Origin of the sequence: Bacillus cereus group sp. N24 (genome assembly GCF_016483345.1) — a bacterium.
Lineage (GTDB): Bacteria > Bacillota > Bacilli > Bacillales > Bacillaceae_G > Bacillus_A > Bacillus_A toyonensis.
This window is the reverse complement of sequence record NZ_JAEHCA010000006.1, coordinates 232329-258823: the sequence shown is the minus strand read 5'-3', so window position 1 is coordinate 258823 and position 26495 is coordinate 232329. Positions and strand designations below refer to the sequence as shown.

The window sequence follows — 26495 nt, the reverse complement described above, 5'->3', positions numbered from 1 at the left end:
AAATACACGTTAGAGGAAGCGAAAGCGCCAGAAGGTTATAAAGCGCTGGAAGTGACAGTAGAAGTAAACATCGTAGCAAATGAATTAGTAAAACAAGAAGTATTGAATGAAAAAGTGAAAGAAAAAATAACAGGTCAAGTAGAAATTACAAAGGTAGATGCGAATGATACAAATAAAATATTAGCAGGCGCAGTTTTTGAAATTTTGAAAGACGGAACGAAAATAGACAAATTAACAACAGATAAAAATGGTAAAGCAATTTCCAAGAAACTTGAACCAGGAGATTACATTTTAAAAGAAGTACAGGCTCCAGAAGGATACACTTTATCTAATAAGGAAGTTAAGTTTACGATTTCTAATCAAAAAATTGAAGTTATAAAACTTCAAATTACAAATCAAAAAGAGCCAGGTGGAGGAACAGAAACACCAGGTGGAGGAACAGAAACACCAGGTGGAGGAACAGAAACACCAGGTGGAGGAACGGAAACACCAGGTGAAGGAACAGAGAAGCCTAACTTACCCGAAAAAGGGCAAGGTTCTTCTAATAATCAACAACTTCCAGCCACAGGACATGATATGAACTATCTTCCATTCGTTGGTTTTGTTCTTGTGTTATTAGGAATACGTTTAAGATTTATGACTAAAAATAGTTAATAGATGTATAAAAGGCATAAGAGAAATGTTATCTCTTATGCCTTTAAGTTATTAATAGAAGGAATAAGGTAAAACCTTCTGTATTGACCTGCAAACGCCCTTCAAGTAAACTAAAGAGAGTTTGCAAATGAAAAGGTGATAATGTTGTTAATTTCAATTAAAACGTTACAAGATGATCGTTTTTTACGCCCGCTACAAAATATTGGCGGCTTATTTTTTGAAGATAGTACGATTGGATTTGAACAAGAGGAAGCAAATCTTATCGTTGATATACACATTGAAGAGAATGTGAAAGCATCAGCTCGCTTAACAGATGTTGCTACTGGAAATGTGTATGAAGAAACATTCGCGAAAGATTTATCTGCTTTTACAGATGAAAAAGAGCGTATGAAGCAAGTGAAACATGTTGTTTCTTATGTATATCTTTCTGTTCTTCAGCAGTTAACAGGTCTTGAACAAAGCTGGGGTATTTTAACGGGAGTACGTCCGACGAAACTTCTTCATAAAATGCTTCAAAGTGGTATGTCAAAAGAAGAAGCACATCAAGAACTTCGTGAAAGCTATTTAATTCATGAAGAGAAAATTGAACTTCTTCAGCGTATTGTTGATTGCCAATTAGCAGTTGTTCCGGATTTATACCGTTTGAAAGAGGAAGTAAGTATTTATATCGGTATTCCATTCTGTCCGACGAAATGTGCATACTGTACATTCCCAGCTTACGCAATTAACGGACGCCAAGGATCGGTTGATTCGTTCTTAGGTGGTCTACATTATGAAGTTCGTGAAATTGGTAAGTTTTTAAAAGAAAAAGGTGTGACAGTTACGACAATTTATTACGGCGGCGGTACACCAACAAGTATTACAGCAGAAGAGATGGATATGCTGTATGAAGAAATGTATGAAGCGTTCCCAGATGTGAAAAATGTGCGTGAAGTAACAGTTGAGGCAGGTCGTCCAGATACAATCACGCCAGCGAAACTAGAAGTGTTAAATAAATGGAATATTGACCGCATTAGTATTAATCCGCAGTCATACCATCAAGAAACACTAAAAGCAATTGGCCGTCATCATACTGTAGAAGAAACAATTGAAAAGTATCATTTAGCTCGTGAAATGGGAATGAACAATATTAATATGGACTTAATTATTGGTCTTCCTGGTGAAGGGTTAGATATCTTCAAGCATACGTTAGATGAAACAGAAAAGTTAATGCCAGAATCATTAACAGTTCATACGTTATCATTTAAACGTGCTTCTGAAATGACACAAAACAAACGTAAATATAAAGTAGCAGGTCGTGAAGAAATTACAGCGATGATGCACGAAGCAGAAGAGTGGACGCAAAAGCATAATTACGTACCATATTACCTATATCGTCAAAAGAATATTTTAGGTAACTTAGAGAACGTTGGTTATGCAATGCCTACGCAAGAAAGTATTTACAACATTGTTATTATGGAAGAAGTACAATCGATTATCGGACTTGGCTGTGGTGCTTCAAGTAAGTTTGTTCATCCGAAGACGGGCGCAATTACGCATTTCGCGAATCCGAAAGATCCAAAATCATATAACGATGGCTTTGTAAAATATACAGAAGATAAACTGAAAATTTTAGAAGAGCTGTTTGTGTAAGCATAAGAGGACTGTTCCGATTTGGAACAGTCTCTTTTTTATCCTGCTATTTGCGGGAGGCAGGCTGCCTGTAAAAACCCGATTAAAGTTTCATTTTATTTTGTCAGTTTTTGTCGGTAAGTCGATATATTCGAAAAATCCCTGATATATATTGAGTTGCGGTCGATATATTCAAAAAACCGCCGATATAATTTTATTTACTGAGAAGTGAATCAAAACATACCTTCATTTGTAAAACTATGTCGATAATAATCAGAAAAATTAGTCAATTTTATAGAGGACAATGTCTACTTATAGACGAAATGATAGATTTATGAAAGAGAAAAGGGGGAAATTGTTGGCATGTACATGACGATAGGGAGAATTTTTGATTTATCTGTTGGTAAGTATCCGAATAAAGAGGCGTTAGTGGAACCAGAAAAAAATATTCGCTGGACGTATAAACAGTGGGATGAACAAATAAATAAAACGGCGCACGCTCTATTAGAAGAAGGAGTAAGAAAGGGAGATTGTGTATCTGTATACTTATATAACTGTCGTGAATTTGTAAACGTTTACTTAGCTTGTGCAAAAATTGGTGCAATCTTTAATCCAATTAATTTCCGCTTAAAAGCGAAAGAAGTATCTTATATTCTTCAGGACGCATCCTCGAAAGTAGTTGTCTTTGAAAAAGCAGTTGAGTCAACTGTTGCTATGATTGAAAGAGATTTTCCAAATACATCCTTTTGGTATGTAGAAGACGATAAACCTTCCTATGCAAGCTCCTACCATGAAAAAGTAAATGCAGCATCTTCTGAGAAAGTAGATATCGAAATTGATGAAATGGATTATTGCTCTATGCTTTATACGAGCGGTACGACAGGGCATCCGAAAGGCGTATTGCATCGTCATCGTGAAATGACTGAGCATAGTATGATTTGTACGTATTTCTTAAAATATAACAGGGATAGTGTCGGGCTTGTAGTAGCACCTTTATATCATTGTGGTGAGTTGAATGCTGGGATTATACCGCGCATTCAAGTTGGCGGAAAGAATGTTATTTTGCATCACTTTGATACTGAAACAGTATTACATACGATTCAAGAAGAGAAGATTACAACGTTCTTTGCAGCACCGACGATGTGGAATATGTTGCTGCAAAAAGATTTATCCCAATATGATTTAACTTCGATGAAAATTGGTATATATGGCGGAGCAGCAATGGCACCGGCTTTAGTGAAGGAATGTAAAGAACGTCTTTATATTGATCTCGTCCAAATATACGGAATGACAGAAATGGGGCCAGTTGTTGCGTTTCTCGTGGAAGAGGATCAAATTACGAAAGCTGGTTCAGCAGGGACGCCATGTTTTAGCCATGAAATTCGTATTGTAAAGCCGAACGAAGATGCACCTGCAGAGCCAGATGATGTATTACCTCCTTATGAAGTGGGAGAAATTATTTTGCGCGGTCCGACTATGATGGCTGGCTATCATAATCGTGAAGAAGCAAACACAAAATCGCTGTATAAAGGATGGTATCATTCAGGTGACTTAGGTTACTTTGATAAAGATGGCTATTTATTCGTTGCAGATCGCGTGGATGATATGGTAATTAGCGGTGGTGTAAATATTTATCCTCGTGAAATTGAAGATTACCTCCATAGTCACCCTGGTATATTAGATGTTGCAGTGCTTGGTGAACCTGATGAATTATGGGGAGAACGTGTTGTAGCCGTTATTGTAAAGAAAGATGAAGCGATCACAGAAGCTGATTTAGAAAAGTATTGTAAAGAAAGTGATGAATTAGCAGATTATAAACGCCCACGTCATTATTTATTTGTGGATGAACTTCCTCGTAATGCGAGTGGGAAACTGCAGAAATTTGTGTTGAGAGAGTCGTTAAAAGGTACGAAAAAATAATAAAAATGCCTTTCCAATTTGGAAAGGCATTTTTATTATTTACGTGAAAAACCTTCTTCATCAAGGTATTCCGCTGCTTCTGGATAAGAGTTGAATGTACCGTCTAAGTTTACGCCAGCGTAAACGTTCCACATGTCATCCTCTGATATAAGAGTAAGAATATGACCATCTTCGTTATGCCATTCTTCTTCTTTCGCAGGTTCTGCAGGGATTACTACTTCTTCTTGTGATAATAGTTCAATTGATTGCTCAATTACTGAACGTAATTCTTCCGCTGAAAATTCACGGATGTTAATCATACCTTTATCGTCCGTTTTGTAACCTTTAATACCGCTTGCATATACAAATCCGTTTCCATTTGGGTGTAAATGATATACAACGTTCTTTTTATCTAAACGACTTTCTTCAAAGTGAAAGTTTACGCGTTTTAATGATACGTTCTTTCTTTCTAATTCAGGGAAAGATTCAATGATCGATAATTTTTCTTCAAAAGTTAGCATAGTGCCTCCAAGTATATAGTAAAAGATTTAATTTGTTCATTATAGCATAGTTGCAATTGTTTCCAAAGGTAAGGGGGAAACTTTTCATTGAATACGTTTACTTCACGAGACTGTAAAAAGTACGCTAACGAATAAATCTTTTTAGGTGTACAATGGAACGTGGACTTTATATGAAGGTGGTTATTTTATGTTTCAAAAAATTGCAAAGGAATGTTTAGCAGGATTTACGGTTGCGATTGTTGCGTTGCCACTTGCCATTGCGTTTGGTATTGCGGCAACGGGAACGTCTGAAGGAGCACTGGTCGGATTGTATGGTGCCATTTTTGCAGGTTTATTCGCAGCGTTATTTGGTGGTACACCTGGTCAGGTTACTGGGCCAACTGGACCGATTACGGTTATCGCGACAGGAGTTATTGCGACGCACGGGTTAGAGGCGAGTTTTATAGCATTTATGATGGCGGGACTTTTTCAAATTTTATTCGGGGTATGTAAGCTAGGCTCTTACGTTCGATATATTCCGTATCCTGTCGTTTCAGGATTTATGAACGGTATTGCACTGATTATTATTTTAGGTGAAATAAAACACGTGCAAAATAGTTTTCTGCTCGTAGTATTAACGATCATTGTAATGATTGTTTCTGGAAAATGGATTAAGGCCATTCCATCTAGTTTAGTTGCGTTAGTCGGTGTGACTGCGTTGTTGCCTTTATTTTCTTCATTGTTAGAAGGGCTTACAGTGAAGGTACCGATTATCGGAAACCTTTCACTAAATAAAGTAATTGAAAAGATTGGAACGATTCCAGAAGCGATGCCTACGCTTCATATTCCATCTTTAAGTGGAACAGGATTAGCAGAACTTATTTTACCAGCGCTTAGTATTGCTTTATTAGGTTCGATTGACTCTTTATTAACGTCAGTCGTAATGGATAATGTGACAGGTACACGTCATAAAAGTAATAAAGAACTTGTCGGACAAGGTATCGGTAATATGATGAGCGGATTGTTCGGCGGATTAGCAGGTGCAGGGGCGACTGTACGATCTATCGTTAATATAAGAAGTGGCGGTAAAACGGCGCTTTCGGCAAGTATGCATAGTGTTATATTGTTTATTTTCATTATGGGACTCGGTTCAGTCGTACAATACATTCCACTTGCTGTATTATCAGGTATTTTAATTTTAACGGGTATTGGAATGTTCGATTGGGAAAGCATGAAGAAAATGCATGTAGCGCCAAAAGGTGATGTTATTGTTATGCTCGTAACGATGATCGTTACAGTGAAGTTTGATTTAATGATCGCTGTTGCATTCGGGATTATTCTTTCCTTCATCCTATACATTGTGAAATGTAAAGAACGTAAAACTTCGATTGTAAAAGAAAGAGAAGCAACGTATACGATTCAAGGACCGCTCTCTTTCTTATCAGTAGATCGTATTTTTACTACTTTACAAGATGTGAAGTCACCGATTGTTTTACGTATGAAAGATGTGCGCTATATGGATGTGTCAGGAGCGATGGCATTATTAAATTTTGTTGAGCAGTCAAATAAAGCTGGAGCGAGTGTAACGCTTGAACAAGTACATCCAAGTATTGAAAAAACAATTGTAGTAATGGCGAACGACGAACAGAAAGAGAAATTGAAGTTTTTAGGTGTTTAGACGGTATAATAAAAATATCGCAAAAGAAAATTTAGAGTATGTAAAACACGAATGAAATAAAAAGAAGGTGCTCGAAAATCCAGTATAACGGACTTTTCAGAGTACCTTCTTTTTGTTATTCAATTCCCAAATCAACAATCATATAAGCAAGTATAACAACGAAGAAAATACTTACGGCTGGTGCTGTTAATACGTGACCAGACATAAAGCCGATGCCGAGCGATAAGACGAGTGTGTTAGCTAGTAGCATATGTTTTACATTTAATAGTTTCTTGAAGTTAGTGATGATGCGAATGAATATTTTAATACCGAAATAAAGAAGCGGCAGCAAATACATAAGGAATCCAACAATGCCGAACGCAAAGAATAGGTCGTAGAAATCCATTTCGACTAATTTAGGTGTAGTTGTATAGTTACCAGCGTAGCCCATTCCAAATAGTTTTTGAGATAGTGGTGCGTCTTTATAGTATTGTTTGTATACGTTTAAAAACTTGTCACGATCACTGTAAATTAAACTCTTCATTTCAGAGTCTGTTAGTTCACCCTGCTCACGTTCTTCTTTCGTTACCTCTCCTTCTTGTACTGGATTTTTATATTTATATATTTGTAAATGGATGCTCATGTTTTTGGCGATAGGAGTATATGGTGTAAGTATGAGTATACCTCCTAATACGATAGCAACAACAATTGTATTTACAAGATATGTGAATCCTTTTCCTTCTTTTTTACGATGAATAATATATTCAATAAATAAGAAAAAAAGAGCGATACCAAGTGTAATAACAATGGCACCATAGCCTACTTTCGTTCCAATCATAATGCTTGCATACATCGCAAGTACAGTTGGAATCCAGTAATAGATTTTCGAGAAAGAAGTTGTTTTATGAATTGAGTACAAGACGACGATGGGGAACGTAATGGCGAAAATGGAACTTAACTCATTTCCAGCAAAGAACCATCCCCTTGAACCGATCTTTGAGTTCGGATAGCTTGGGAAATCTGTACTAGTCAACATTGCCACAATAATTGAGATACTCAAAATTAACGTTGCATATAAGAAATAGATAATGATTTTATGAAACGCATATTCGTTATTTTTTAACTCTTTAAGAGCAATAATATATCCAAACAGTAGTACCATTGGATATACACTTTTTAAAATGAATTTCACTTCTTCTCCGAAAGAAACTGGAGATTTGACCATTAAATTATTAACAAGGCCGATTGTGAGTACAGTTCCAAGTAAGCATAAGTAGAGAATGTATTTTTTCGCACCTTGTTGTTTGTGATGAAGAAGTAGATACCCTGATGCAAGAAGCATAAAGGCGAAACGGACTACGATTCCGACTGTTGCGCTCATGTGTAATACATAGATTGAAAAAGATGTTAGTAAATCTAAAATTGGTTGAAACACAATGAATAGCAGTAGGAAATGTGGGAAGTAGTTATCCGTCTGTTTCAACTTATTAACCATATGTTCCTCCATTTCTTCATTCTTTTATTTCAGCACCCGAGTGAGGGGATAAATACCTTTTTATCCGGCTATTTACCGCGCAGTAAAACTCCCACCTCAAAATTCAGCTGGAGCAAAGAAGTTAGGTGGAAGCCCTGCGGACCGTAAAAGCCTTCACTTTATAGTAAGGCGAATGAATTTCAATATTTGTTTTTAAGCAGTACATGCAAGAAGACATTATTTCATTGTAATGATAGATAGATGAAAGGTATGGATAAAACGACTTTGATTGCTATATTTTTTAACGAAATGGTATGTTTTATACAGGATATATACAAATTGCGAGATTATTAGACAGAAAATTAAGAAAAAAGAAGGATTTTTTACCTGTTTTCTATAATTATATAAGTATAATCTTTATGTAGAAAAGAGGGGTATATGATGGAAGTAACGAGTAAAACAGAATCTGTGGTTGTGAAATATGAAGGAAGCGTAGCAACGGTGATGGTCAATCGCCCAGAAGTGTTAAATGCATTAGATGAGCCAACGTTAAAAGAGCTATTACAAAAGTTGAAAGAAGTAGCGGAGAGTTCTGCGCATATTGTTGTGCTATGCGGGAACGGCCGTGGTTTTTCTGCGGGTGGGGATATTAAATCGATGCTTTCAAGTAATGATGAAAGCAAGTTTGACGGTATTATGAATACCATTTCTGAAGTCGTTGTAACTTTATATACGATGCCGAAGCTTGTGATTAGTGCAATTCATGGACCAACTGCTGGTCTTGGATTAAGTATTGCATTAACTGCTGATTATGTGATGGCAGATATATCGTCAGTTATTGCGATGAACTTTATTGGAATCGCTTTAATTCCAGATGGTGGCGGTCATTTCTTCCTACAAAAGCGCGTTGGTGAAAATATGACGAAGCAAATTATTTGGGAAGGCAAGAAATTATCAGCAACAGAAGCGTTAGATATCGGCTTAATTGATGAAGTAATCAGCGAGAACTTCCAAACGGCTGTGAAACAAAAAATTAATGAATGGTCACAAAAGCCGATTAAGGCGATGATTCAAACGAAGCAAATTTTATGTGAAGTCAATCGCTCTAATTTAGAACAGACGCTTCAGCTTGAAAAACGCGGTCAATATGCGATGAGACAAACAGCTGACCATAAAGAAGGCATTGCTGCGTTTTTAGAAAAACGTCTACCAGCATTTAAAGGGGAATAAAGTAAAACTTTAATTAGTGAGGGATTTTGCTCACTTCCTACTGATTATTAGCCCGTTAATTCGGGATAAAAGGGAGAAAGTGCTAACACATTTTAGTATAATTGTGTTAGCACTTTTTTTTAGGAGTAATACATGAAAAAAATTATAGGTATTACCGGTATAATTTTGTTTGTATATTATGCTTTGCACAGTACACCATCTATGGCTGTACGAACTGCATTATTTTTTGAAGGGCATCCAAGTGTTGCGTTTTCTGGCGGGGTGACGAAAGAAAAAGATGTGAAAAAAGAAGCGATTCCAGATGAGTACCAAACTTTATATGGTAATGAAGAAGAAAAATCAGAGCACTATTTCTTCCCGCATGTAAGGGCGCACGGATCAGGAATTGATATGTTAAGTGCGTGTGTGAAAAAAGAGTGGTTTTTCTATAAAGCAGAGCTCGGGTGTTATTGAACATAGGAGGATGAATGATGTCAACTTATAACAAGTTAGTAAGAGACCGTGTTCCAGAGAAAATATTAATGTCTGGAAAAACATATACAGCACAAAAATTAACAGGCCAAGCATACATACAAGCTTTAGCGAAAATTGGAACGGAAGAAGTTCGTGAATTTGCTTCTATGAAAGAGCGTGAACATGCGTTAGATTCTCTTGCGGATGCACTGGAAGTGATTATGTCATTAGCGCGTGCAGAAGGAGCAACAATTGAAGACGTAGAACGCCTTCGTAAGCAAAAAAAAGAAGAGCACGGTGGATTTGAAAGAGGGATTTATTTATTAGATGTTTCAGAAGAATAGTTTTATAGGAAAAGCATAGCGTTACTCACTAACGCTATGCTTTTTTGCTGCAATGAAGCTAATAATGAAGAAGATAGCCGTTAATCCCCAGCCGATTGTAATAGAAGTAGTAGTATGAACGGCATAAGAAACTTGTAAACAAAGTAATGATGCTAAAAACCAAATGAGTGCAATGTGTATATATTTTTTTGATATATTCATATTTTGTAGCTCCTTTTTACATACTAAAGAGAATTTTACTATAATTTAGAAAATTAGACCATATAAGTAGAGGTTTCATAGCAAATTTTGTATACTGAATAATAGAGAAAATGAGGAGGAAACGACAATGGCACATCATACGAAAGAAACGATGGAACTCATTAAGGAGCTTGTCTCTATTCCGAGTCCATCTGGAAATACGGCGAAAATTATTAATTTCATTGAAAACTATGTGAGTGAGTGGAACGTAGAGACGAAGCGTAATAATAAAGGCGCTCTTATTTTAACGGTAAAAGGGAAAAATGATGATCAACATCGTTTATTAACTGCTCATGTTGATACGTTAGGTGCGATGGTAAAAGAAATTAAATCTGACGGTCGTCTTCGTTTATCTATGATTGGCGGATTTCGCTGGAACTCTGTAGAAGGGGAATATTGCGAAATTGAAACGTCAAGCGGTAAGGCGTATACAGGAACGATTTTAATGCATCAAACATCTGTACACGTATATAAAAATGCAGGTGAAGCGAAACGTGATGAGCAAAACATTGAAGTGCGTATTGATGAGCGTGTTTCTTCTGCGAATGAAGTACGCGAATTAGGAATTGAAGTAGGAGACTTCGTTTCATTTGATCCACGCGTTCAAATTACAGAGAGTGGATACATAAAATCACGTCATTTAGATGATAAAGTAAGCGTAGCAATTCTATTAAAATTAATTAAAAGATTGCAAGATGAAAATGTAACATTACCATATACGACGCATTTCTTAATTTCTAATAATGAAGAGATTGGATACGGTGGAAACTCTAACATTCCAGAAGAAACTGTAGAATATTTAGCAGTTGATATGGGAGCGTTAGGTGATGGACAAACATCTGATGAATATACAGTATCTATTTGCGCAAAAGATTCTAGTGGTCCATACCATTATGCATTACGTAAACATTTAGTTGAGCTTGCGAAAGCGAACAATATTGAATATAAAGTAGATATTTACCCGTACTACGGATCTGACGCATCAGCTGCGATTCACGCTGGATTTGATGTAAAACATGCATTAATTGGAGCCGGTATTGATTCTTCTCACGCTTTTGAACGTACGCATGAGAGTTCCATTGCACATACAGAATCATTAGTATATGCGTATGTAATGTCTAATTTAATTGAAGACTAATTTCATAGAAAATAAAGTGGGCTGATTAAAAATAATATTTTTAATCAGCCCACTTTATTTAGGGGGGACAAGATGAAGAAATTATTGATGGGTAGTATCGTTGTAAGTTTAGCGTTAAGTGGATGTGCTCAAGAAGGTTCAGATGAAAAAGTAGTGACGAAGGTAGAGGATACCCAGGGGAATAAAAAAGAGAGTAGAAAAATACAAGGGTCACAAATAAATCCACAAGTGCAAAGTCGCTACACTGTTTTAATGAATTCTACTGAGGGAGAAGCGTATACTTTGCATGTTTTTTCGAATAATGAACAACATGAGACGCAAAAAGAACCTTGGGTTGGTGCACAAGAAGGGGATCAAATATATAAAGGTGAATATCAGCTTGCCTTACAATCTACAAGCGCGACATTATATTTGCAAGAGGCGAAAATTGGAGAGTTTGTATTTAATACGTCTAGAAAAAATGGATTTGTAAGTAAAGGTACACCAGATTTTTTCGTAGCACTGCAACGTGAGTCTTCTAATTTTTCAACAGTGAAAGCTTTTTACATTCATAAAGGGAAAGTGCTCGAAGTGAAAATTGATGAAGATGATTTTGGTATTACAGGAACTTGTTTTAAAGCTTTAGATAAAGGGAAGTTTCTTATTGGGAATTATGATAATGGAGAAGGAATGTGGTATTTTTCAACTTTCCAAACCGATCTTGAAACGGGAAAAGCGAAACGGGTTGATCAGAAAAAGCTTCCTTTGGAGGAAGGGAATGTATATGTTAAGGACAATTTCAAATGATACATTAGGAGAAGCAATTTATGGTGGTATGCTAGATTACTAGGAAGAACAAGCTCAGAATGTATCTTCTTTCTGTTATTAAAAATAAAGAGATTGCCAATAGGCAGTCTCTTTTATTTGCGAAAGGATTTAGAAAGGTTTCTCTTTATTTCCGGCATATGATATCATTTAATTTTATATACAAAAATATTCGAGTAATTGTGATCATAACAATTTTGAACGATAAAGGATGATAATAGATTGAGTAATCATAGTAAAACACCTGCATGTATATATACGTATGCGTTTCGCGAAGAGGAGCGTGCTTTATGTTACTTGGAAATGCGCTCGTTCTTTGGGATGGAGTCTCACGTTAATATTTTGAAAAGTGAAGTCAAGATTGCTCCGAGTAGAAGTCCGTTTATTAAAGAGCGCGTTGAGGTTATGTATGAAGGGGACGACTTAGAAAGCATTTTAGAACAAGTGGAACAAATTGATTTAGCGGGAGCGACATTCAAAGTTATCTTCGTTAAAATCAATGATCTTGGTAAAGAAAATAAAATTGAATATGGGGAAAGACGCCTTATTGAACGAGACCTCGGTATGCATATTGAAGGAGAAGCAGACGTTCGTAATCCAGAGCGCGTATTCGGGATTGTTCCTCTTGGAGGACGTTGGTACTTCGGGCACTATGTAGAAAGTGATCCAGTTTGGTATCATCACATAAAAAAACCGCATAGCTATTCGACATCACTGAGCACACGTGTTGCTAGAGCTGTCGCAAATATCGCTGTACCAAACCCAGATGGAGTACGAGCAATTGACCCGTGCTGTGGCATTGGAACAGTAGTAGTAGAAGCACTTTCTATGGGGATTAACATCGTTGGTAGAGATATAAATCCACTTGTAGTTCTTGGAACGAGAAAAAACATCGCACATTTCGGGTTTGAAGGAACAGTAACAAAAGGCCCAATTGAAGAAATTACTGAGAACTACGACGTCGCAATTATCGATATGCCATACGACCTATTTACGCACGCAACACCAGAAGATCAACTCTCGATTCTTTCAAGTGCGCGCCGTATCGCAAAAAAAGTAGTCGTTGTCACGATGGAAACAATGGACGACATGATTCATGAAGCGGGATTTGAAATTACAGACCGCTGTATCACAAGAAAAGGATCATTTTCTAGACAAATTCTTGTTTGTGAATAAAAAAGGTCACCCGTTAGGGTGGCCTTTTTGGTTTGTATGAATGTGTGATTGGTTGGTGGAATGGGGAGATGATTTGTCGATAAGTCGATATACTATGTTGAACCGCTAATATATTTCGAGAATCAATCGATATTAGATTGCTCTTCTTTCGTTTTCTCTTGTTGTGCGATTAATAAATTGCGCAATACGTGTCCGCGGTAACTTTCTAGTTTTCGTCCTTCATGATAGCGGACACCTAATTTTTTAAGTTCAGCTACGTACCAGCCTTTTGTTCCGTAATACATGAGACCACTTCCTTTTTTCTTTTGAACAGTATATGTTGTGGGGATTTGGAACTTTCTTATCAAATTAATATTGAATATTCAGTTTATTTACATTATGATTAATTTAGTATCGGATGGCAGTGAGTAGCCTCGCTGTAAGCCCGGATTTATATTTGAAAATGAAGAGAGTAGCTTCTTTCCACTTGAGCTTCTTTAGCAGGAGTACGAGCTAGAAGGATAAGGGGAGTAAATAAAATTCAATGCAGCTGTATACGATGCTTTTCTGGCTTTTAACATAGTAACGGAGGGTGAAATATGCGCAAAGGAACTTTTTTCATGGCTGGACATTCGAGGCTTCCGAAAGGGATGGCGGTTCGCAGTATGTACGAAACGTTAACAATTACAATTGAAGCAGATCATAAATATCATGTCATTATTGAAGCGTCATGTACACTTGCAACAGAGCACGGTAGAGGCTTCGTCGCCCAAATTTTAAGAGGACATAGTTTACGAGATGGTATTGAAGAAATTGTGCAAGATATTACAGATCATTACCAAGGAAAAGCGCAAAATGCTATCGTCAGTGCGGTCAAAGATTTGCATCGCCAATATGTAAGTTATTTAAATGATGAAAAGCCCGTGGAAGAGTACGAGGAAACAAATTTATAATCAATGTCTAGTTTATAACGATAAATGAGAGCCAGTTGTATTTCCTTTAAAGAGATACGACTGGCTTATTTTATTTGGGAGTAAGTAAGATGAATACGTGAAAAGCAATTCAAGTTGTAAAACAAGAAGCGAAAAAAGGGGATTTGTAAAATGTGTAAAGTATGTCGAGGAAATAATAAAAAATGAATTGACAGTTAGAATATTTAGAATTATTATTTAATTAATAAGATCCATTCGAGAAATTAGCCTTCTCTAAATTCGATCTTATTTTCCTGTTTTACACATATTTTCATATGAACTGTCTATTATTATTGTACTTTAAGAGATTAAAGACACTCGTAATGATAAGCCAGTTGTACGTTTCTACGATTTTCTATCGTGGTGCGTATGACTGGCTTTTTGCTGTTAGGGCAGTAAGACCGAATCTCGGCATAAGAAGATAAGGATAACTGTCTGTAAAAAGCGTCAATACGTTCTTCATATTTCGTTTAGGGAGGAATTGAAATGTCGATTATTACAGAACAAAGTGCGAAGATGAAGTTTGCAAAAAAGTATGAGGGTTATGAAATTGTTCCTCATCCGGAGCATAAACGTTTATATCATATTATGTTAAATCAGCAATTGCTTAAGCAGTTTTTTGAAGAGGTAAAAGAACATTCAGAGCAGTCATTACAATACATTCCGTATTCACGGTTTAATCTTGCAGATGGAATGAGAAAGATTTTTGGACAATCATTTATGGATAACATTCGCGGCATTATTCATGACCGTGAAACGGGCGGATTTACAATTGGGGTGCAAGGTGAAACGGCAGATCCAGCAGACTACGTGAAATTTGCAACAGCATTAACACATTTAATTGGGGCGCCAAGCTTCGATGCAATGACAGGAACGTATTATGCTAGATTTAATGTAAAAGATACGGATAGTAGTGATTCTTACCTTCGTCAAGCGTACCGATTGTTTACACTTCATACAGACGGTACATTCGTTGATGAACCGACAGATTGGCTTCTTATGATGAAAATGGAAGAGCAAAATGCAGTAGGAGGAGAATCTCGTTTACTACATTTAGACGATTGGGAAGATCTTCAAAAATTTAGAAACCATTCACTCGCATCTGTTAAAATTACGTATAAAGCACCACCAAGTAAAAATGCGCAAGAAATCGTCTATCGTGAAACGTTTTTTGATATAAATAACGCACCATGTATTTGCTTTATTGATCAGTTCGCTTATCCAGATAATATGGAACAAGCAAACTATTTGAAAGACTTATCCTATTCAGTTGAAAACTCACGGGCAACACATGCATTAAAATTACCAGTTGGTGACTTAGTTCTTTTAAACAATTTATTTTGGATGCACGGAAGAGCTGCATTTGAGAAAAATAAAGATTTATATAGAGAACTCATGCGTCAGCGCGGTTGTTTTTCTAAATAATATGTACGGCGGGTCTTTCGAATAGACCTGCCTTTTATCCCGCTATTTGCCGGGCAGTAAAACTCCCACCTTAAAATTCGGCTGAAGCAAAGAAGTTAGGTGGAAGATTAACTGCCCGTAAACGCCCGATTGGTGAAGACTAATAATCAGTGGGGATGGACGAAACCCCACTGATTAAAGTTTCACTTTATACGATTAAGGGGGAATTAGAGTGTATGACTTTATAATTATTGGCGGAGGAATTGTTGGTCTATCAACTGGAATGGCTTTAACGAAAAAATTCCCTCGTGCGAAAGTCGCGATCATTGAAAAAGAAAAGGAACTTGCACACCATCAAACTGGACATAATAGCGGAGTAATTCATTCGGGCATTTATTATAAACCAGGGAGTTATAAAGCAAAGTTTGCCAAAGAAGGAAATGCAGCTATGGTTCAATTTTGTAAAGAAAATGACATCGCTTATGACATGTGCGGAAAAGTAATTGTCGCTACAGAAAGAGAAGAACTTCCTCTTTTACATAACTTATATGAAAGAGGCTTACAAAACGATTTACACATTTCAAAAATAGATAAGGAAGAATTAGCTGAAATTGAACCTCATGTAAAGGGACTAGGCGCAATTCGTGTGCCTTCTTGCGGGATTGCTGAGTATAAAGGAGTAAGCTATGCATTTGCCCGTTTAATTCAGGAAAGCGGCGGAGAAATACATTTAGGAACAGCCGCAGAGCGTATTACTGAGAAAAAAGATGCTGTAACAATTGAGACGAATAAAGGCACATTTAAAACGAAATTTCTCATTAACTGCGCTGGCTTACATAGTGATCGTATTGCGAAAAAGACAGGTATACTAACTGATATGAAAATTGTTCCGTTTCGTGGTGAATATTACGAACTTGTCCCAGATAAACGCCATCTCATCAAACATTTAATTTATCCAGTTCCAAACCCAGAATTCCCATTTTTAGGCGTTCATTTCACAAGAATGATAAACGGAGAAGTACATGCAGGACCAAACGCAGTAGTAAGCTTCAAGCGCGAAGGTTATACGAAAACGGACTTTAATATGAAAGACTTCATGGAAACAATGACATACACAGGCTTTTGGAAAATGGCGATGCCAAATATGAAAGAAGGCATAAAAGAGATGGTGCGCTCATTTAGTAAACAATCATTTTTAAAAAGCTTACAGCGCCTCATACCAGAACTAACAGAGAAAGATATCGTGCCAACACATGCAGGGGTAAGGGCACAAGCTATTTTATCAAACGGAAAAATGGTTGATGACTTTTGCATTATTCCTGGCATCAATTCTCTACATATTTGTAACGCACCATCTCCAGCTGCAACGGCAAGTATAAAGATTGGTGAGGAAATTGCTAAGCAAGTGCCGGATGTGGTGGCGGTGAGGGTTTGATGGGTCCCACTGTGGGGGTGAAATACATTTACGCTATTTCACTACTAAAAAAACAATTGGGTTTAATTTGATTTTTAACAATAAAAAATTAAATCTATTAGATAAGAAGTCATTGTGATAATACTTTGTCAAAATGGCTTCCTTCTTTATGTCGTCACATATGAGTTTGTTAATTATTTTTATGGAAATTCATTTCAAAAATCAATATCTATTTAACGATTTTTTTTGCTTAATATTTTGAAAATTCGGTATAAAACCGACGATAAATAACCTTTTTATGTTAAAATAAGGAATAAAATTGAAATTAAGGAGGTGCTATGTTCAAAATGATACAATTTATCGGGAAAATGTTTCATGGGGTGGATACTCAATATTTGGTGAAATCATATATTATTTCAATAGCTGTATCTGGGTTTTTACTATATATAAATGAGCTTTCATCTGCACAGACAATATATGTTTTATTGGCTGGATTTTTATTTCCTTTTGCAACAATTATTTGGGATGACTTGATAAATACACTTATGGGTGGTCATTTTATAATTTTACCATTACTATTTATGTTGATGTGGAAGGCGTTTAAGATTTTAATACTTTATATGCTTAGTCCGCTTATTGCTCCTTTCGGAATGCTATATGTATATATTGCAAATGGGTACTATCGTAAAGGGGAATAGCTAAATAGTAGAAAGTAATCAAATTTTTTAAGGCAATTGTATAATACTTTATAAATTGAGAGTCCGTTTTGATCAAATTTTTTCAAGATGGACTCTTTTTATTTCGAACAAAATGTGAGTCTATGAAATGTTTTAATTAAACTGTATTTAAAATATACACCCCCAACGTTTTTTTCGGGTTTTTGTTTTGGTACGTGTGCTTGAACCTTAATAATAACCCACTGTCTACTGTATAAAAAAGTAGACAGTAGTGTATGTTTTTTTGAAAAATGTATACAGATTTATACTCTATCCGTTGGCATGATACTTGCATTAAAAATGGTATCAACATATAGGGGAGAGATAGAAATGAAGGTTAGCAAAATATACACAACAATTGATGCTCACGTAGCTGGGGAACCGCTTCGAATTATTACGGGCGGCGTGCCAGAAATAAAAGGGGAAACGCAATTAGAAAGACGCGCATACTGCATGGAACATTTGGATCACCTTCGTGAAATTCTTATGTATGAACCGAGAGGGCATCACGGAATGTACGGTTGTATCGTTACGCCGCCCGCAAGTGCTCATGCTGATTTTGGCGTATTATTTATGCACAATGAAGGCTGGAGTACGATGTGTGGTCACGGCATTATTGCTGTTATTACAGTAGGAATTGAAACAGGTATGTTTGAAGTGACTGGTGAAAAACAAAAGTTCATTATTGATAGTCCTGCAGGGGAAGTTATTGCGTATGCAAAGTATAGTGGAAGTGAAGTAGAATCCGTATCATTTGAAAATGTTCCTTCATTTGTATATAAAAAAGACGTTCCTATCAAAATAGATAACTACGAATTTCAAGTAGATATCGCATTTGGCGGAGCGTTTTATGCGGTAGTAGATAGTAGAGAATTTGGTTTGAAAATTGATTTTAAAGATTTATCTGCTATTCAAGTGTGGGGAGGAAAAATTAAACACTATATTGAGAGCCAAATGGAAGTGAAACATCCACTGGAAGAAGGTTTAAAAGGAATATACGGCGTTATTTTCTCAGATGAACCGAAAGGAAAAGACGCTACTTTGCGAAATGTGACAATCTTTGCTGACGGGCAAGTAGACCGTTCTCCTTGCGGCACAGGAACTTCTGCGAGACTCGCAACCCTTTTTGAAAAAGGTGCCTTACAAAAGGGAGAAACTTTTATCCACGAATGTATCACAGATGGTCATTTTGTGGGAGAAGTATTATCTGTAACAGCGGTAGCTCAATATGAAGCAATCGTTCCGAAAGTAACCGGGCAGGCATTTATTACAGGATTTCATCAGTTTGTATTAGATCCGAGAGATGATTTGAATCGGGGATTTTTGTTAGGATAAAGTGAAACTTTAATCAGCGGAGGGGTTTATCCTCCATTGATTATTAGCCCACACCAATCGGGTTTTTACGGGCAGTTGATCTCCCATATAACTTCTTTGTCCAACCGAATTTTCAGATGGGAGTCTTACTGCCCGTTAATACGGGATAGAAGGAGGAGGTGGAAAGATATGCTAGTTATAAGCGCAGAAGAACAAAGAAATTTAGTAAATATGAACGAAGTCATTGCATACGCGGCGCTTGCTTTACAAGAATTTTCCGTAGAAAGAACGATCACACCAATACGTACTTCATTACCATTTGCAAGCGAACAAAATACGGCATTAATTATGCCTTCAGTAGCGGAAGGACTTGAGGCACTCGGCTTAAAAGTAGTAACAGTCGCCCCGCAGAACAAAAAGATAGGAAAGAAAACGATAAACGGGATTGTAATGCTATCGGACTTTCAAACGGGAGAACCACTCGCACTTTTAGAAGGATCGTACTTAACGATGATCCGAACAGGTGCCTTATCAGGAGTAGCAACAAAACATTTAGCTCGTCATAACGCAAAAACTTTATGTATTATTGGAACCGGTGAACAGGCGAAAGGAATTGCAGAAGCAGTATTCGCGGTTAGAAATATCGAAAAGGTCATTTTATACAATCGAACGGAAGAAAAAGCGTATGCATTCGTGCAACATATACAAACGACATTCGGCAAACCTGCTTACGTTTATAGAAATCCAAATGAAGCGATAAGCGAAGCAGACATCATCGTCACAACAACAAATGCATCCACACCAGTCTTCTCAGAAAAACTACAAAAAGGTGTCCACATAAACGCCGTCGGTTCATTCAGACCGAGCATGCAAGAACTACCATCTCACGCCATCGTGAACGCAAATAAAGTAGTAGTCGAATCAAAAGAAGCAGCATTAGAAGAAACGGGCGATCTTCAAGTGCCAATAAAAGAAGGTTTATTTAAAGCTAGCGACATACACGCCGAACTTGGTCAAATTATAAGCGGTGAAAAAGCTGGTAGAGAGAATGAGGAAGAGATTACTATTTTCAAATCAGTTGGCTTGGCCGTAGTAGATATTATCGTTGCGAAGTATTTGTATGAGAAAGCGGTGGAGCGTGGGATAGGGAATAGGATTGAGTTTTGAGGCTGCCTTTTGGTGGTCTTTTTTTGTGGGAGGTATTTGTTTCTATTAATAGATTTCAAACTTTCTACCTTTGCGAAAAAGTTTGACAATACATACTGGTAGTGGTAATTTAAAACTTATAAGAAAACTCGGAATTAATTCCGAGTTTTCTTATGGGTATAAACAGTTCGAGGGGGCCGAAAGATGAAACGGAAGTTATTTGCATTACCATTTGTCCTAATACTACTTATTGCATTAGCGGCTTGTTCTGGGGAAAAAGATTCTTCGAAGCAAGCGGGCACTAGTAAGTCAGGGAATCCGAAAGATGGAGGGGCGTTAACGATTGGTGTTAGCGATAATCCAGATACGATGAATCCGCTTTATGCGAATGATCGTGTGTCATTAACTGTGCAGCAAGCTTTATATGCACCGCTATATCACATGGAAGACGGTAAGAAAAAGTTTGTTCTTGCTGAGAGCTTTACGCCTTCAGAAGATCAATTAACGTGGACGTTGAAATTAAAAGATAATTTAAAATGGCATGATGGTAAGAAAATTACATCAGACGATATAGCATTTACATTCCAATCTATTTTAGATGAGAAGCAAAATAGCTCAAGTCGTGAAAACTTTATTTTTAAAGGAAAACCGCTTGAGGTGAAAAAAGTAGATGAGTTAACGACTCAATTTGTTTTACCGCAAGTAAGTGCATCTTTCGAAGGTGTAATGAATGATTTCTTCCCAATTCCGAAACATGTATTTGAAGGGGAAGCAGATTTAGCGAAGAGTACGAAAAACTTACAGCCTGTTGGATCAGGTCCGTTTAAGTTTAAAGAGTATAAATCAGATGAGTACGTTGCATTAGATCGATTCGATGATTATGTAGGTGGTAAAGCTAAATTAGACTCTATCGTATACCGCGTTGTAAAAGACCGTAATACAGCAAATGTTTCACTGCAAAATGGTCAAATCAACATGAAGATGATTGAGCCGCAAGACTTTAAGAAACTAGATAGCACTGGGAACTTCTCAATGGTGACATTCCCTGAAGGTAGATTATTCTACTTATCTTATAACATGAATACAGATTTGATGAAGAAAAAAGAAGTGCGCCAAGCAATTGCGCATGCGTTAGATAAAAAAGAAATGATTAACTCAGCGTTCGTTTCAGGTGAATTTGCAGAACCAGCAAATTCAATCTTAACGCCAGACGCTATGTATTATGCGAAAGATATTAAAGACTATAAGTATGATAAAAAAGAAGCGAAAGATTTATTAGCAAAAGCTGGCGTGAAAGATAAAGAAAAAGTACGAGTTATGTATGTAACGAATAATAAAATTATGGAAAGCTTAGCGTTATATACACAACAAAAATTACAAGAAGTTGGCTTACAAGTTGAACTAAATGCATTAGATGCTAGTGCGGCAAGTGAAAAAGGCTTAGATAAAGAGAATAAAGAATATGACATTACATTTGGTGGTTACATTATGGGACCTGAGCCAGATTCATATAAGAGCTTATTCTTAAGTAATGCCGAGTACAATTATGCACGTTATAAAAATGCTGACTTCGATAAATTATGGGAAGAAGCTGCAGTTGAAACAGATAAAACGAAACGCGCAGAGCTTTACCATAAAATTCAAGAGACAGCTAGAGAAGACGTACCTTATCTACCAATTGCTTATCCGAAAGCAGTTATTGCAGTAGATAAAAAGTTTGACGGATTGAAAGAAGCGAAAGCAATTCCTGTCACAATGTTTGAAGATCTATCTAAGATTTATGAAGTGAAATAAGAAACAGTAAAGAAGCTGGTGGAAATCAGCTTCTTTATCCCGCTTTAACGGGCAGTAAGACTCCCGCCTCAAAACTCGATGAACGCGAGGAAGTAGGGCGGGAGTCGTCGGATTGTCCATTAAAGCCTAATTGGTGCAGGCTGATTAAAGTTTCGCTTTATCCTGAGGGGGGAAGTTTGTGTATAAAGTAATTGCAAAGAGGCTTTTAAATGCAATTCCACTTTTATTTGTTATTTCTATTATTTCTTTTCTATTAATAAAATTAGCGCCAGGGGATCCGGTTCGAAACTTTGTCACGCCGAATATGAGTCCAATTGACGTGGAGCGTATTCGCAAAAGTTTAGGACTAGATCAACCCATTTACGTGCAGTATTTTTTATGGTTAAAAAACATTTTAACAGGAAACTTTGGTTACTCGCTTCAAAATCATCGTCCTGTTTTGGAGCTTATCACAGAAAGATTACCTGCAACAATTGGGTTAATGGGATCATCTTTACTCGTCTCATTCGTAATCGCAATACCACTTGGATTATTTACAGGTGTGAAAAAGAATTCATACTTTGACCGCATTATAAACTTTATTTCATACGTTGGTATTTCTATGCCGGTTTTCTGGTTTGCACTACTATTAGTCTACTTATTCTCTTTAAAATTGAACCTACTTCCGAGTATGGGTATGCGCACCGTAGGTAAAGATTCTGTCTGGGATATTGTGCAGCACGGCATTTTACCTTGCATGGTGCTAGCGTTCCAAAACGTATCTGTTTATATGAGATATATTCGTTCAAGTACGATTCAGCAATTAGAAGAAGAATATGTACAAATTCAATATGCGTACGGCGCTTCAAAGAAAACAGTGTTATTTAATCACGTACTTCGAAATGTATTAATACCGATCATTACAATTTTCGGATTATCGATTCCAAGTTTAGTAGGCGGAGCGTTTATTACGGAAACAGTATTCTCATGGCCAGGACTTGGTTCACTTGGGGTAAATGCTATTTTTAGATTTGATTATCCGATTATCATGGCAATTACATTACTATCATCATTCATGTTAATTCTCGGTAACTTAATTGCTGATATTTTATATGGCGTAGTAGATCCGCGCATTCGCATGAGGGGGTGATTTGGAATGAATAATAGGAGATTTCAAACAATAAAAAGTAGTTTTACAAAAAATAAGTTTGTAGTAATGGGAGTTATTATACTTTCGGTTTTAACGATCGCATCAATTTTTGCATTCGTATCGCCATACGATCCTAGTAAAATGTCGATTCCAGATCGTTTACAAGAACCGAGTTTAAGTCATCCTTTCGGAACGGATGATTATGGAAGGGATTACTTAACGAGGGCGTTATATGGCGGACGCGTTTCACTTGCGGTCGGTTTCCTTGCGATGGTTGTTTCTATTACAATCGGCACTGCAGTTGGAACAATTAGCGGATATTTTGGCGGAAAGTTAGACAACTTTTTAATGCGAGTTGTTGAAGTACTTATGTCAATTCCATCATTCTTTTTAATGCTACTATTAAATGCGTATTTAAAACCAGGAATTACGACGTTAGTTCTTATTATTGGATTACTAACGTGGATGGACACTGCGCGTATCGTAAGGGCAGAAACGTTATCTGTAAAAGAGCGAGAGTACGTTTTATACGCAAAAGTATCAGGACAAAAATCACTCATGATAATTGTAAGACATATCATTCCTAACATTTTATCAACCATTATAATCGCCGCGACATTAACTATTGCGACATCGATTTTAATGGAATCATCACTTAGCTTCTTAGGATTAGGTATTAGAGAACCAGATTCTTCTTGGGGCAGCATGCTAAATAATGCGCAAGGATATATTGGTGAAGCTTGGTATTTAACACTCTTCCCAGGATTCCTTATCCTTTTAACGGTATTAAGTTTTAACGTAATTGGTGAAGCATTGAAGAAAGCTTTCGCACCAAAAGGAGCTGGACATGAAAACTAACGTGTTAAGTGAAAGGAGTGAGAAGCGTGTCTGAAAAACTACTAGAAGTGAAAAATTTAAAGACTTCTTTTTTCATAGAAAGTGGCGAAGTTGAAGCGGTTCGAGGCGTGACATTTCGCTTAAATAAAGGAGAAGTAGTTGGTATCGTTGGGGAATCTGGAAGCGGGAAGAGTGTAATGGCGAAGTCCGTTATGTCTCTCGTTACGTCGCCAGGGAAAGTGAAAGAAGGAGAGATTCTTTTTCATAATGAAAACATCCTTTCTAAATCTGAAAAAGAATTGCGTTCTATTCGAGGAAATCAAATTTCACTTATCTCTCAAGATCCAATGTCGGCGCTAAATCCAGTCGTGAAAATTGGGAAGCAAATGACGGAAGTAATTATACGACATCAAAAAGTGAAAAAGAAAGAAGCAGAGCAGATCGCGATCAACTTGTTAAAACAAGTCGGTCTTTCTTCACCAGAAGAAAGGGTAAAACAATATCCGCATGAACTAAGCGGCGGTATGAAGCAGCGAGTTATGATCGCAATGGCGATGTCTTGTAATCCAGACCTTCTCATTGCGGACGAACCGACGACAGCACTTGATGTAACGATACAAGCACAAATACTAGATTTAATGAAAAACTTAAAGAACGAAACGAATATGGCGTTACTTCTTATTACGCACGACTTAGGAATTGTCGCGCAAAACTGTACACGTGTCATCGTTATGTACGGCGGGCTTATTATGGAAGAAGGACCTGTACTTGATATATTCCAATCGCCGAATCATCCATATACGAAAGGGCTATTAAACTCCTTGCCGAAAATATCGAACGGCGTAAAAGAAAGACTCGCGCCAATTCAAGGTGTAACGCCAAACTTACTACATCCGCCGAAAGGTTGCCCATTCGCAGAGCGTTGTCCGCATAAGATGGACATTTGTGAAAAAGAACGTCCGCCATATTTTGAAATCGGAAACGAAAGACGCTCTATGTGCTGGCTAAACGATGAAAAAGTAGGTGATTCCCATGAGTGAAGAAAACTTAATTGAAGTTCGGAACTTAAAAAAGTATTTTCCTATTAAAAAAGGACTATTCGGCAGAAAAACAGAGCAATTAAAAGCAGTAGACGATTTAAGCTTCACAATAAAAAAGGGTGAAACATTCGGGCTAGTAGGGGAATCTGGCTGCGGAAAATCAACGACAGGAAGAAGCATCATTCGCTTACACGATGTCACTTCAGGGAACATTTTATTCGACGGAAAAGATATCGCAAGTTTAAAGGAAAGTGAACTAAAAGAATATCGAAAACGAATGCAAATCATTTTCCAAGATCCATACGCATCATTAAATCCGTCGATGAATGTATTTCAAATTATTAGCGAGCCGATGAACATTCACGGATCTTACGAAAAAGAAGAACAAAAAGAAATCATATTAGACCTGCTGAAAAAGGTAGGGTTAAAAGAAGAACACTTATATCGCTACCCGCACGAATTTAGCGGAGGACAAAGACAGCGAATCAGCATCGCGCGCGCACTATCTGTAAAACCAGATTTCATTCTGTGTGACGAACCAATCTCAGCACTAGATGTCTCAGTCCAAGCGCAAGTCGTAAACATGCTGCAAGACATCCAAGAAGAAACAGGCGTCACATACTTATTCATCGCACATGACCTATCTATGGTAAGACACATATCAGACCGAATCGGAGTCATGTACTTAGGAAACATAGTAGAAATTGCCGACAGTGAAGACCTATACACAAAACCGGCACATCCATACACACAAGCACTACTCTCATCCATGCCAGAACCAGACCCAACAAACGCAGGCAAAGAACGAATCATCCTGCAAGGTGAAGTTCCAAGCCCGCTCAACTCACCATCCGGCTGCAAATTCAGAACGCGCTGCAAATTCGCCACTGAAAAATGCGCACAGGAAGTACCGAAAATGGTTGAGATTGCGAAAGGGCATCAGGTGGCTTGTCATTTGTTTTAGAGGAGAAAGCATCGGGGGGGACCTGGTGCTTTTTTCTTTTGTGTGTGGGTGTGAGATTGGTTGTAGACTAATGGTCAGTGATTGTTTATAGTTGCATTTCCTGTTATATAATTTTCCTTATTTTTCAACTATAATTGTAATGATATGTTAGATTGTATATTTTATCCTTAATATATTTAAAGGAAGGGGACTCTCTATGAAATTGCTTCGTTTATTTCTCATTTTCACTCTGGTTGTATTGTTAAGTGCATGTAATACAGCAACAAAAGTCACAAAGGTTCAAAAAAATGGCGAAACGACTTTAACAAGGGGTATTACGATGTACAAACGCTTAAAGCTGAAAAAGGAAATGTGGAAATTCCTTATGAGGCAGCAGTTGAAGAAGGTACGATTTTATTGCAAGTCACAAAAGATGATAAGGTCATTTATGAAGAAGAAGTCACTTCTCAAAAAGAAGGTTTGCTTTCTTTTGAAGCGCCAAAACCCGGATCATATGATTTAATTGTACGCGTGAAGGGTGAAGAAGAGAAAGCGAAAGGAATTCAAATACATACGAAGCTATGAAAAAACGGCAAGCGGAGCATACTCGCTTGCCGTTTCCATTTCC

Annotated in this window: 25 protein-coding genes and 1 pseudogene; 22 read left to right on the top strand and 4 right to left on the bottom strand. The window is 37.1% G+C overall.

Features of this window, described 5'->3' with window-relative positions; all coding sequences use genetic code 11:
• The 3 genes from JDS95_RS12535 to JDS95_RS12525 all read left to right on the top strand — a co-directional run.
• The coding region (locus JDS95_RS12535; RefSeq protein ID WP_199690528.1) for an MSCRAMM family protein at positions 1–654 on the top strand (654 nt) is incomplete at its 5' end.
• 141 nt (positions 655–795) lie between these two features.
• Positions 796–2286 carry a coproporphyrinogen III oxidase gene (locus tag JDS95_RS12530; RefSeq protein ID WP_002007015.1) on the top strand — a complete coding sequence of 497 codons (1491 nt, stop codon included), beginning with the start codon at positions 796–798 and terminating at the stop codon, positions 2284–2286.
• Positions 2287–2628: 342 nt separating this feature from the next.
• Positions 2629–4185, top strand: a complete 1557-nt coding sequence (locus JDS95_RS12525) for a fatty acid--CoA ligase (RefSeq protein WP_000281986.1) — start codon at positions 2629–2631, stop codon at positions 4183–4185.
• 35 nt (positions 4186–4220) lie between these two features.
• Here JDS95_RS12525 and JDS95_RS12520 read toward each other — a convergent pair whose 3' ends face one another.
• Complete coding sequence (locus JDS95_RS12520) at positions 4221–4685, bottom strand: hypothetical protein (protein WP_000955010.1); 465 nt, start codon at positions 4683–4685, stop codon at positions 4221–4223.
• Between the two features lie 187 nt (positions 4686–4872).
• Here JDS95_RS12520 and JDS95_RS12515 point away from each other — a divergent pair, with 187 nt between their 5' ends.
• Positions 4873–6342, top strand: coding sequence for a SulP family inorganic anion transporter (locus JDS95_RS12515; protein WP_000486660.1), 1470 nt, complete (start codon positions 4873–4875; stop codon positions 6340–6342).
• A 115-nt stretch (positions 6343–6457) separates the two neighbouring features.
• Here the strand turns inward: JDS95_RS12515 and JDS95_RS12510 are convergent, their stop codons facing one another.
• Entirely contained in the window at positions 6458–7816 is a 1359-nt protein-coding gene (locus JDS95_RS12510) for an O-antigen ligase family protein (protein ID WP_000247544.1), read from the bottom strand.
• 420 nt (positions 7817–8236) lie between these two features.
• On the opposite strand from JDS95_RS12510, the gene JDS95_RS12505 reads away from it, so the two are divergent.
• The 3 genes from JDS95_RS12505 to JDS95_RS12495 all read left to right on the top strand — a co-directional run bounded on the left by JDS95_RS12505 (position 8237) and on the right by JDS95_RS12495 (position 9822).
• Positions 8237–9025 carry an enoyl-CoA hydratase gene (locus JDS95_RS12505; RefSeq protein WP_000454189.1) on the top strand — a complete coding sequence of 263 codons (789 nt, stop codon included), beginning with the start codon at positions 8237–8239 and terminating at the stop codon, positions 9023–9025.
• A gap of 132 nt (positions 9026–9157) precedes the next feature.
• Positions 9158–9478, top strand: coding sequence for a hypothetical protein (locus JDS95_RS12500; RefSeq protein ID WP_000720136.1), 321 nt, complete (start codon positions 9158–9160; stop codon positions 9476–9478).
• A 17-nt stretch (positions 9479–9495) separates the two neighbouring features.
• The gene (locus JDS95_RS12495; protein ID WP_000109210.1) at positions 9496–9822 is read left to right on the top strand and encodes a nucleoside triphosphate pyrophosphohydrolase; all 327 of its coding nucleotides are present in this window, start codon (positions 9496–9498) and stop codon (positions 9820–9822) included.
• A gap of 21 nt (positions 9823–9843) precedes the next feature.
• On the opposite strand, the gene JDS95_RS12490 is transcribed toward JDS95_RS12495, so the two are convergent.
• A complete protein-coding gene (locus JDS95_RS12490) occupies positions 9844–10023 on the bottom strand; it encodes a hypothetical protein (RefSeq protein ID WP_001027088.1) in 180 nt (59 codons plus the stop codon).
• Positions 10024–10150: 127 nt separating this feature from the next.
• On the opposite strand from JDS95_RS12490, the gene JDS95_RS12485 reads away from it, so the two are divergent.
• From JDS95_RS12485 to JDS95_RS12475, 3 genes are all read left to right on the top strand, one after another.
• Complete coding sequence (locus tag JDS95_RS12485; protein ID WP_000930091.1) at positions 10151–11200, top strand: M42 family metallopeptidase; 1050 nt, start codon at positions 10151–10153, stop codon at positions 11198–11200.
• 72 nt (positions 11201–11272) lie between these two features.
• The gene (locus JDS95_RS12480; protein ID WP_000735157.1) at positions 11273–11986 is read left to right on the top strand and encodes a hypothetical protein; all 714 of its coding nucleotides are present in this window, start codon (positions 11273–11275) and stop codon (positions 11984–11986) included.
• Between the two features lie 240 nt (positions 11987–12226).
• Entirely contained in the window at positions 12227–13180 is a 954-nt protein-coding gene (locus JDS95_RS12475) for a TRM11 family SAM-dependent methyltransferase (RefSeq protein WP_000064982.1), read from the top strand.
• A 122-nt stretch (positions 13181–13302) separates the two neighbouring features.
• Here the strand turns inward: JDS95_RS12475 and JDS95_RS12470 are convergent, their stop codons facing one another.
• Positions 13303–13533, bottom strand: a complete 231-nt coding sequence (locus JDS95_RS12470; RefSeq protein ID WP_100064179.1) for a YflJ family protein — start codon at positions 13531–13533, stop codon at positions 13303–13305.
• Positions 13534–13758: 225 nt separating this feature from the next.
• Here JDS95_RS12470 and JDS95_RS12465 point away from each other — a divergent pair, with 225 nt between their 5' ends.
• From JDS95_RS12465 to JDS95_RS12410, 12 genes and pseudogenes are all read left to right on the top strand, one after another.
• The gene (locus JDS95_RS12465) at positions 13759–14112 is read left to right on the top strand and encodes a DUF3870 domain-containing protein (RefSeq protein WP_001225458.1); all 354 of its coding nucleotides are present in this window, start codon (positions 13759–13761) and stop codon (positions 14110–14112) included.
• 504 nt (positions 14113–14616) lie between these two features.
• Positions 14617–15555: a glutarate dioxygenase GlaH gene (gene glaH, locus JDS95_RS12460; protein ID WP_000022840.1), complete on the top strand. Its 939-nt coding sequence runs from the start codon at positions 14617–14619 to the stop codon at positions 15553–15555.
• A 211-nt stretch (positions 15556–15766) separates the two neighbouring features.
• A complete protein-coding gene (lhgO, locus tag JDS95_RS12455) occupies positions 15767–16969 on the top strand; it encodes an L-2-hydroxyglutarate oxidase (protein WP_000271849.1) in 1203 nt (400 codons plus the stop codon).
• 317 nt (positions 16970–17286) lie between these two features.
• Complete coding sequence (locus tag JDS95_RS12450; RefSeq protein WP_000475634.1) at positions 17287–17646, top strand: hypothetical protein; 360 nt, start codon at positions 17287–17289, stop codon at positions 17644–17646.
• A gap of 300 nt (positions 17647–17946) precedes the next feature.
• Entirely contained in the window at positions 17947–18999 is a 1053-nt protein-coding gene (locus JDS95_RS12445) for a proline racemase family protein (protein WP_139823472.1), read from the top strand.
• Positions 19000–19167: 168 nt separating this feature from the next.
• Positions 19168–20145, top strand: a complete 978-nt coding sequence (locus JDS95_RS12440; protein WP_000960272.1) for an ornithine cyclodeaminase family protein — start codon at positions 19168–19170, stop codon at positions 20143–20145.
• Positions 20146–20328: 183 nt separating this feature from the next.
• Positions 20329–21918, top strand: coding sequence for an ABC transporter substrate-binding protein (locus tag JDS95_RS12435; RefSeq protein ID WP_000823575.1), 1590 nt, complete (start codon positions 20329–20331; stop codon positions 21916–21918).
• A gap of 178 nt (positions 21919–22096) precedes the next feature.
• Positions 22097–23047, top strand: coding sequence for an ABC transporter permease (locus tag JDS95_RS12430; protein WP_000278784.1), 951 nt, complete (start codon positions 22097–22099; stop codon positions 23045–23047).
• A gap of 6 nt (positions 23048–23053) precedes the next feature.
• Complete coding sequence (locus JDS95_RS12425; RefSeq protein ID WP_001065314.1) at positions 23054–23905, top strand: ABC transporter permease; 852 nt, start codon at positions 23054–23056, stop codon at positions 23903–23905.
• Positions 23906–23931: 26 nt separating this feature from the next.
• Positions 23932–24924: an ABC transporter ATP-binding protein gene (locus JDS95_RS12420; RefSeq protein ID WP_144466917.1), complete on the top strand. Its 993-nt coding sequence runs from the start codon at positions 23932–23934 to the stop codon at positions 24922–24924.
• Positions 24917–25888: an ABC transporter ATP-binding protein gene (locus JDS95_RS12415; RefSeq protein ID WP_141522706.1), complete on the top strand. Its 972-nt coding sequence runs from the start codon at positions 24917–24919 to the stop codon at positions 25886–25888. Before JDS95_RS12420 ends, JDS95_RS12415 begins: the two co-directional genes overlap by 8 nt.
• A gap of 196 nt (positions 25889–26084) precedes the next feature.
• Positions 26085–26452, top strand: a pseudogene (locus JDS95_RS12410) (BA_1872 family lipoprotein).
• Positions 26453–26495: the final 43 nt, after the last annotated feature.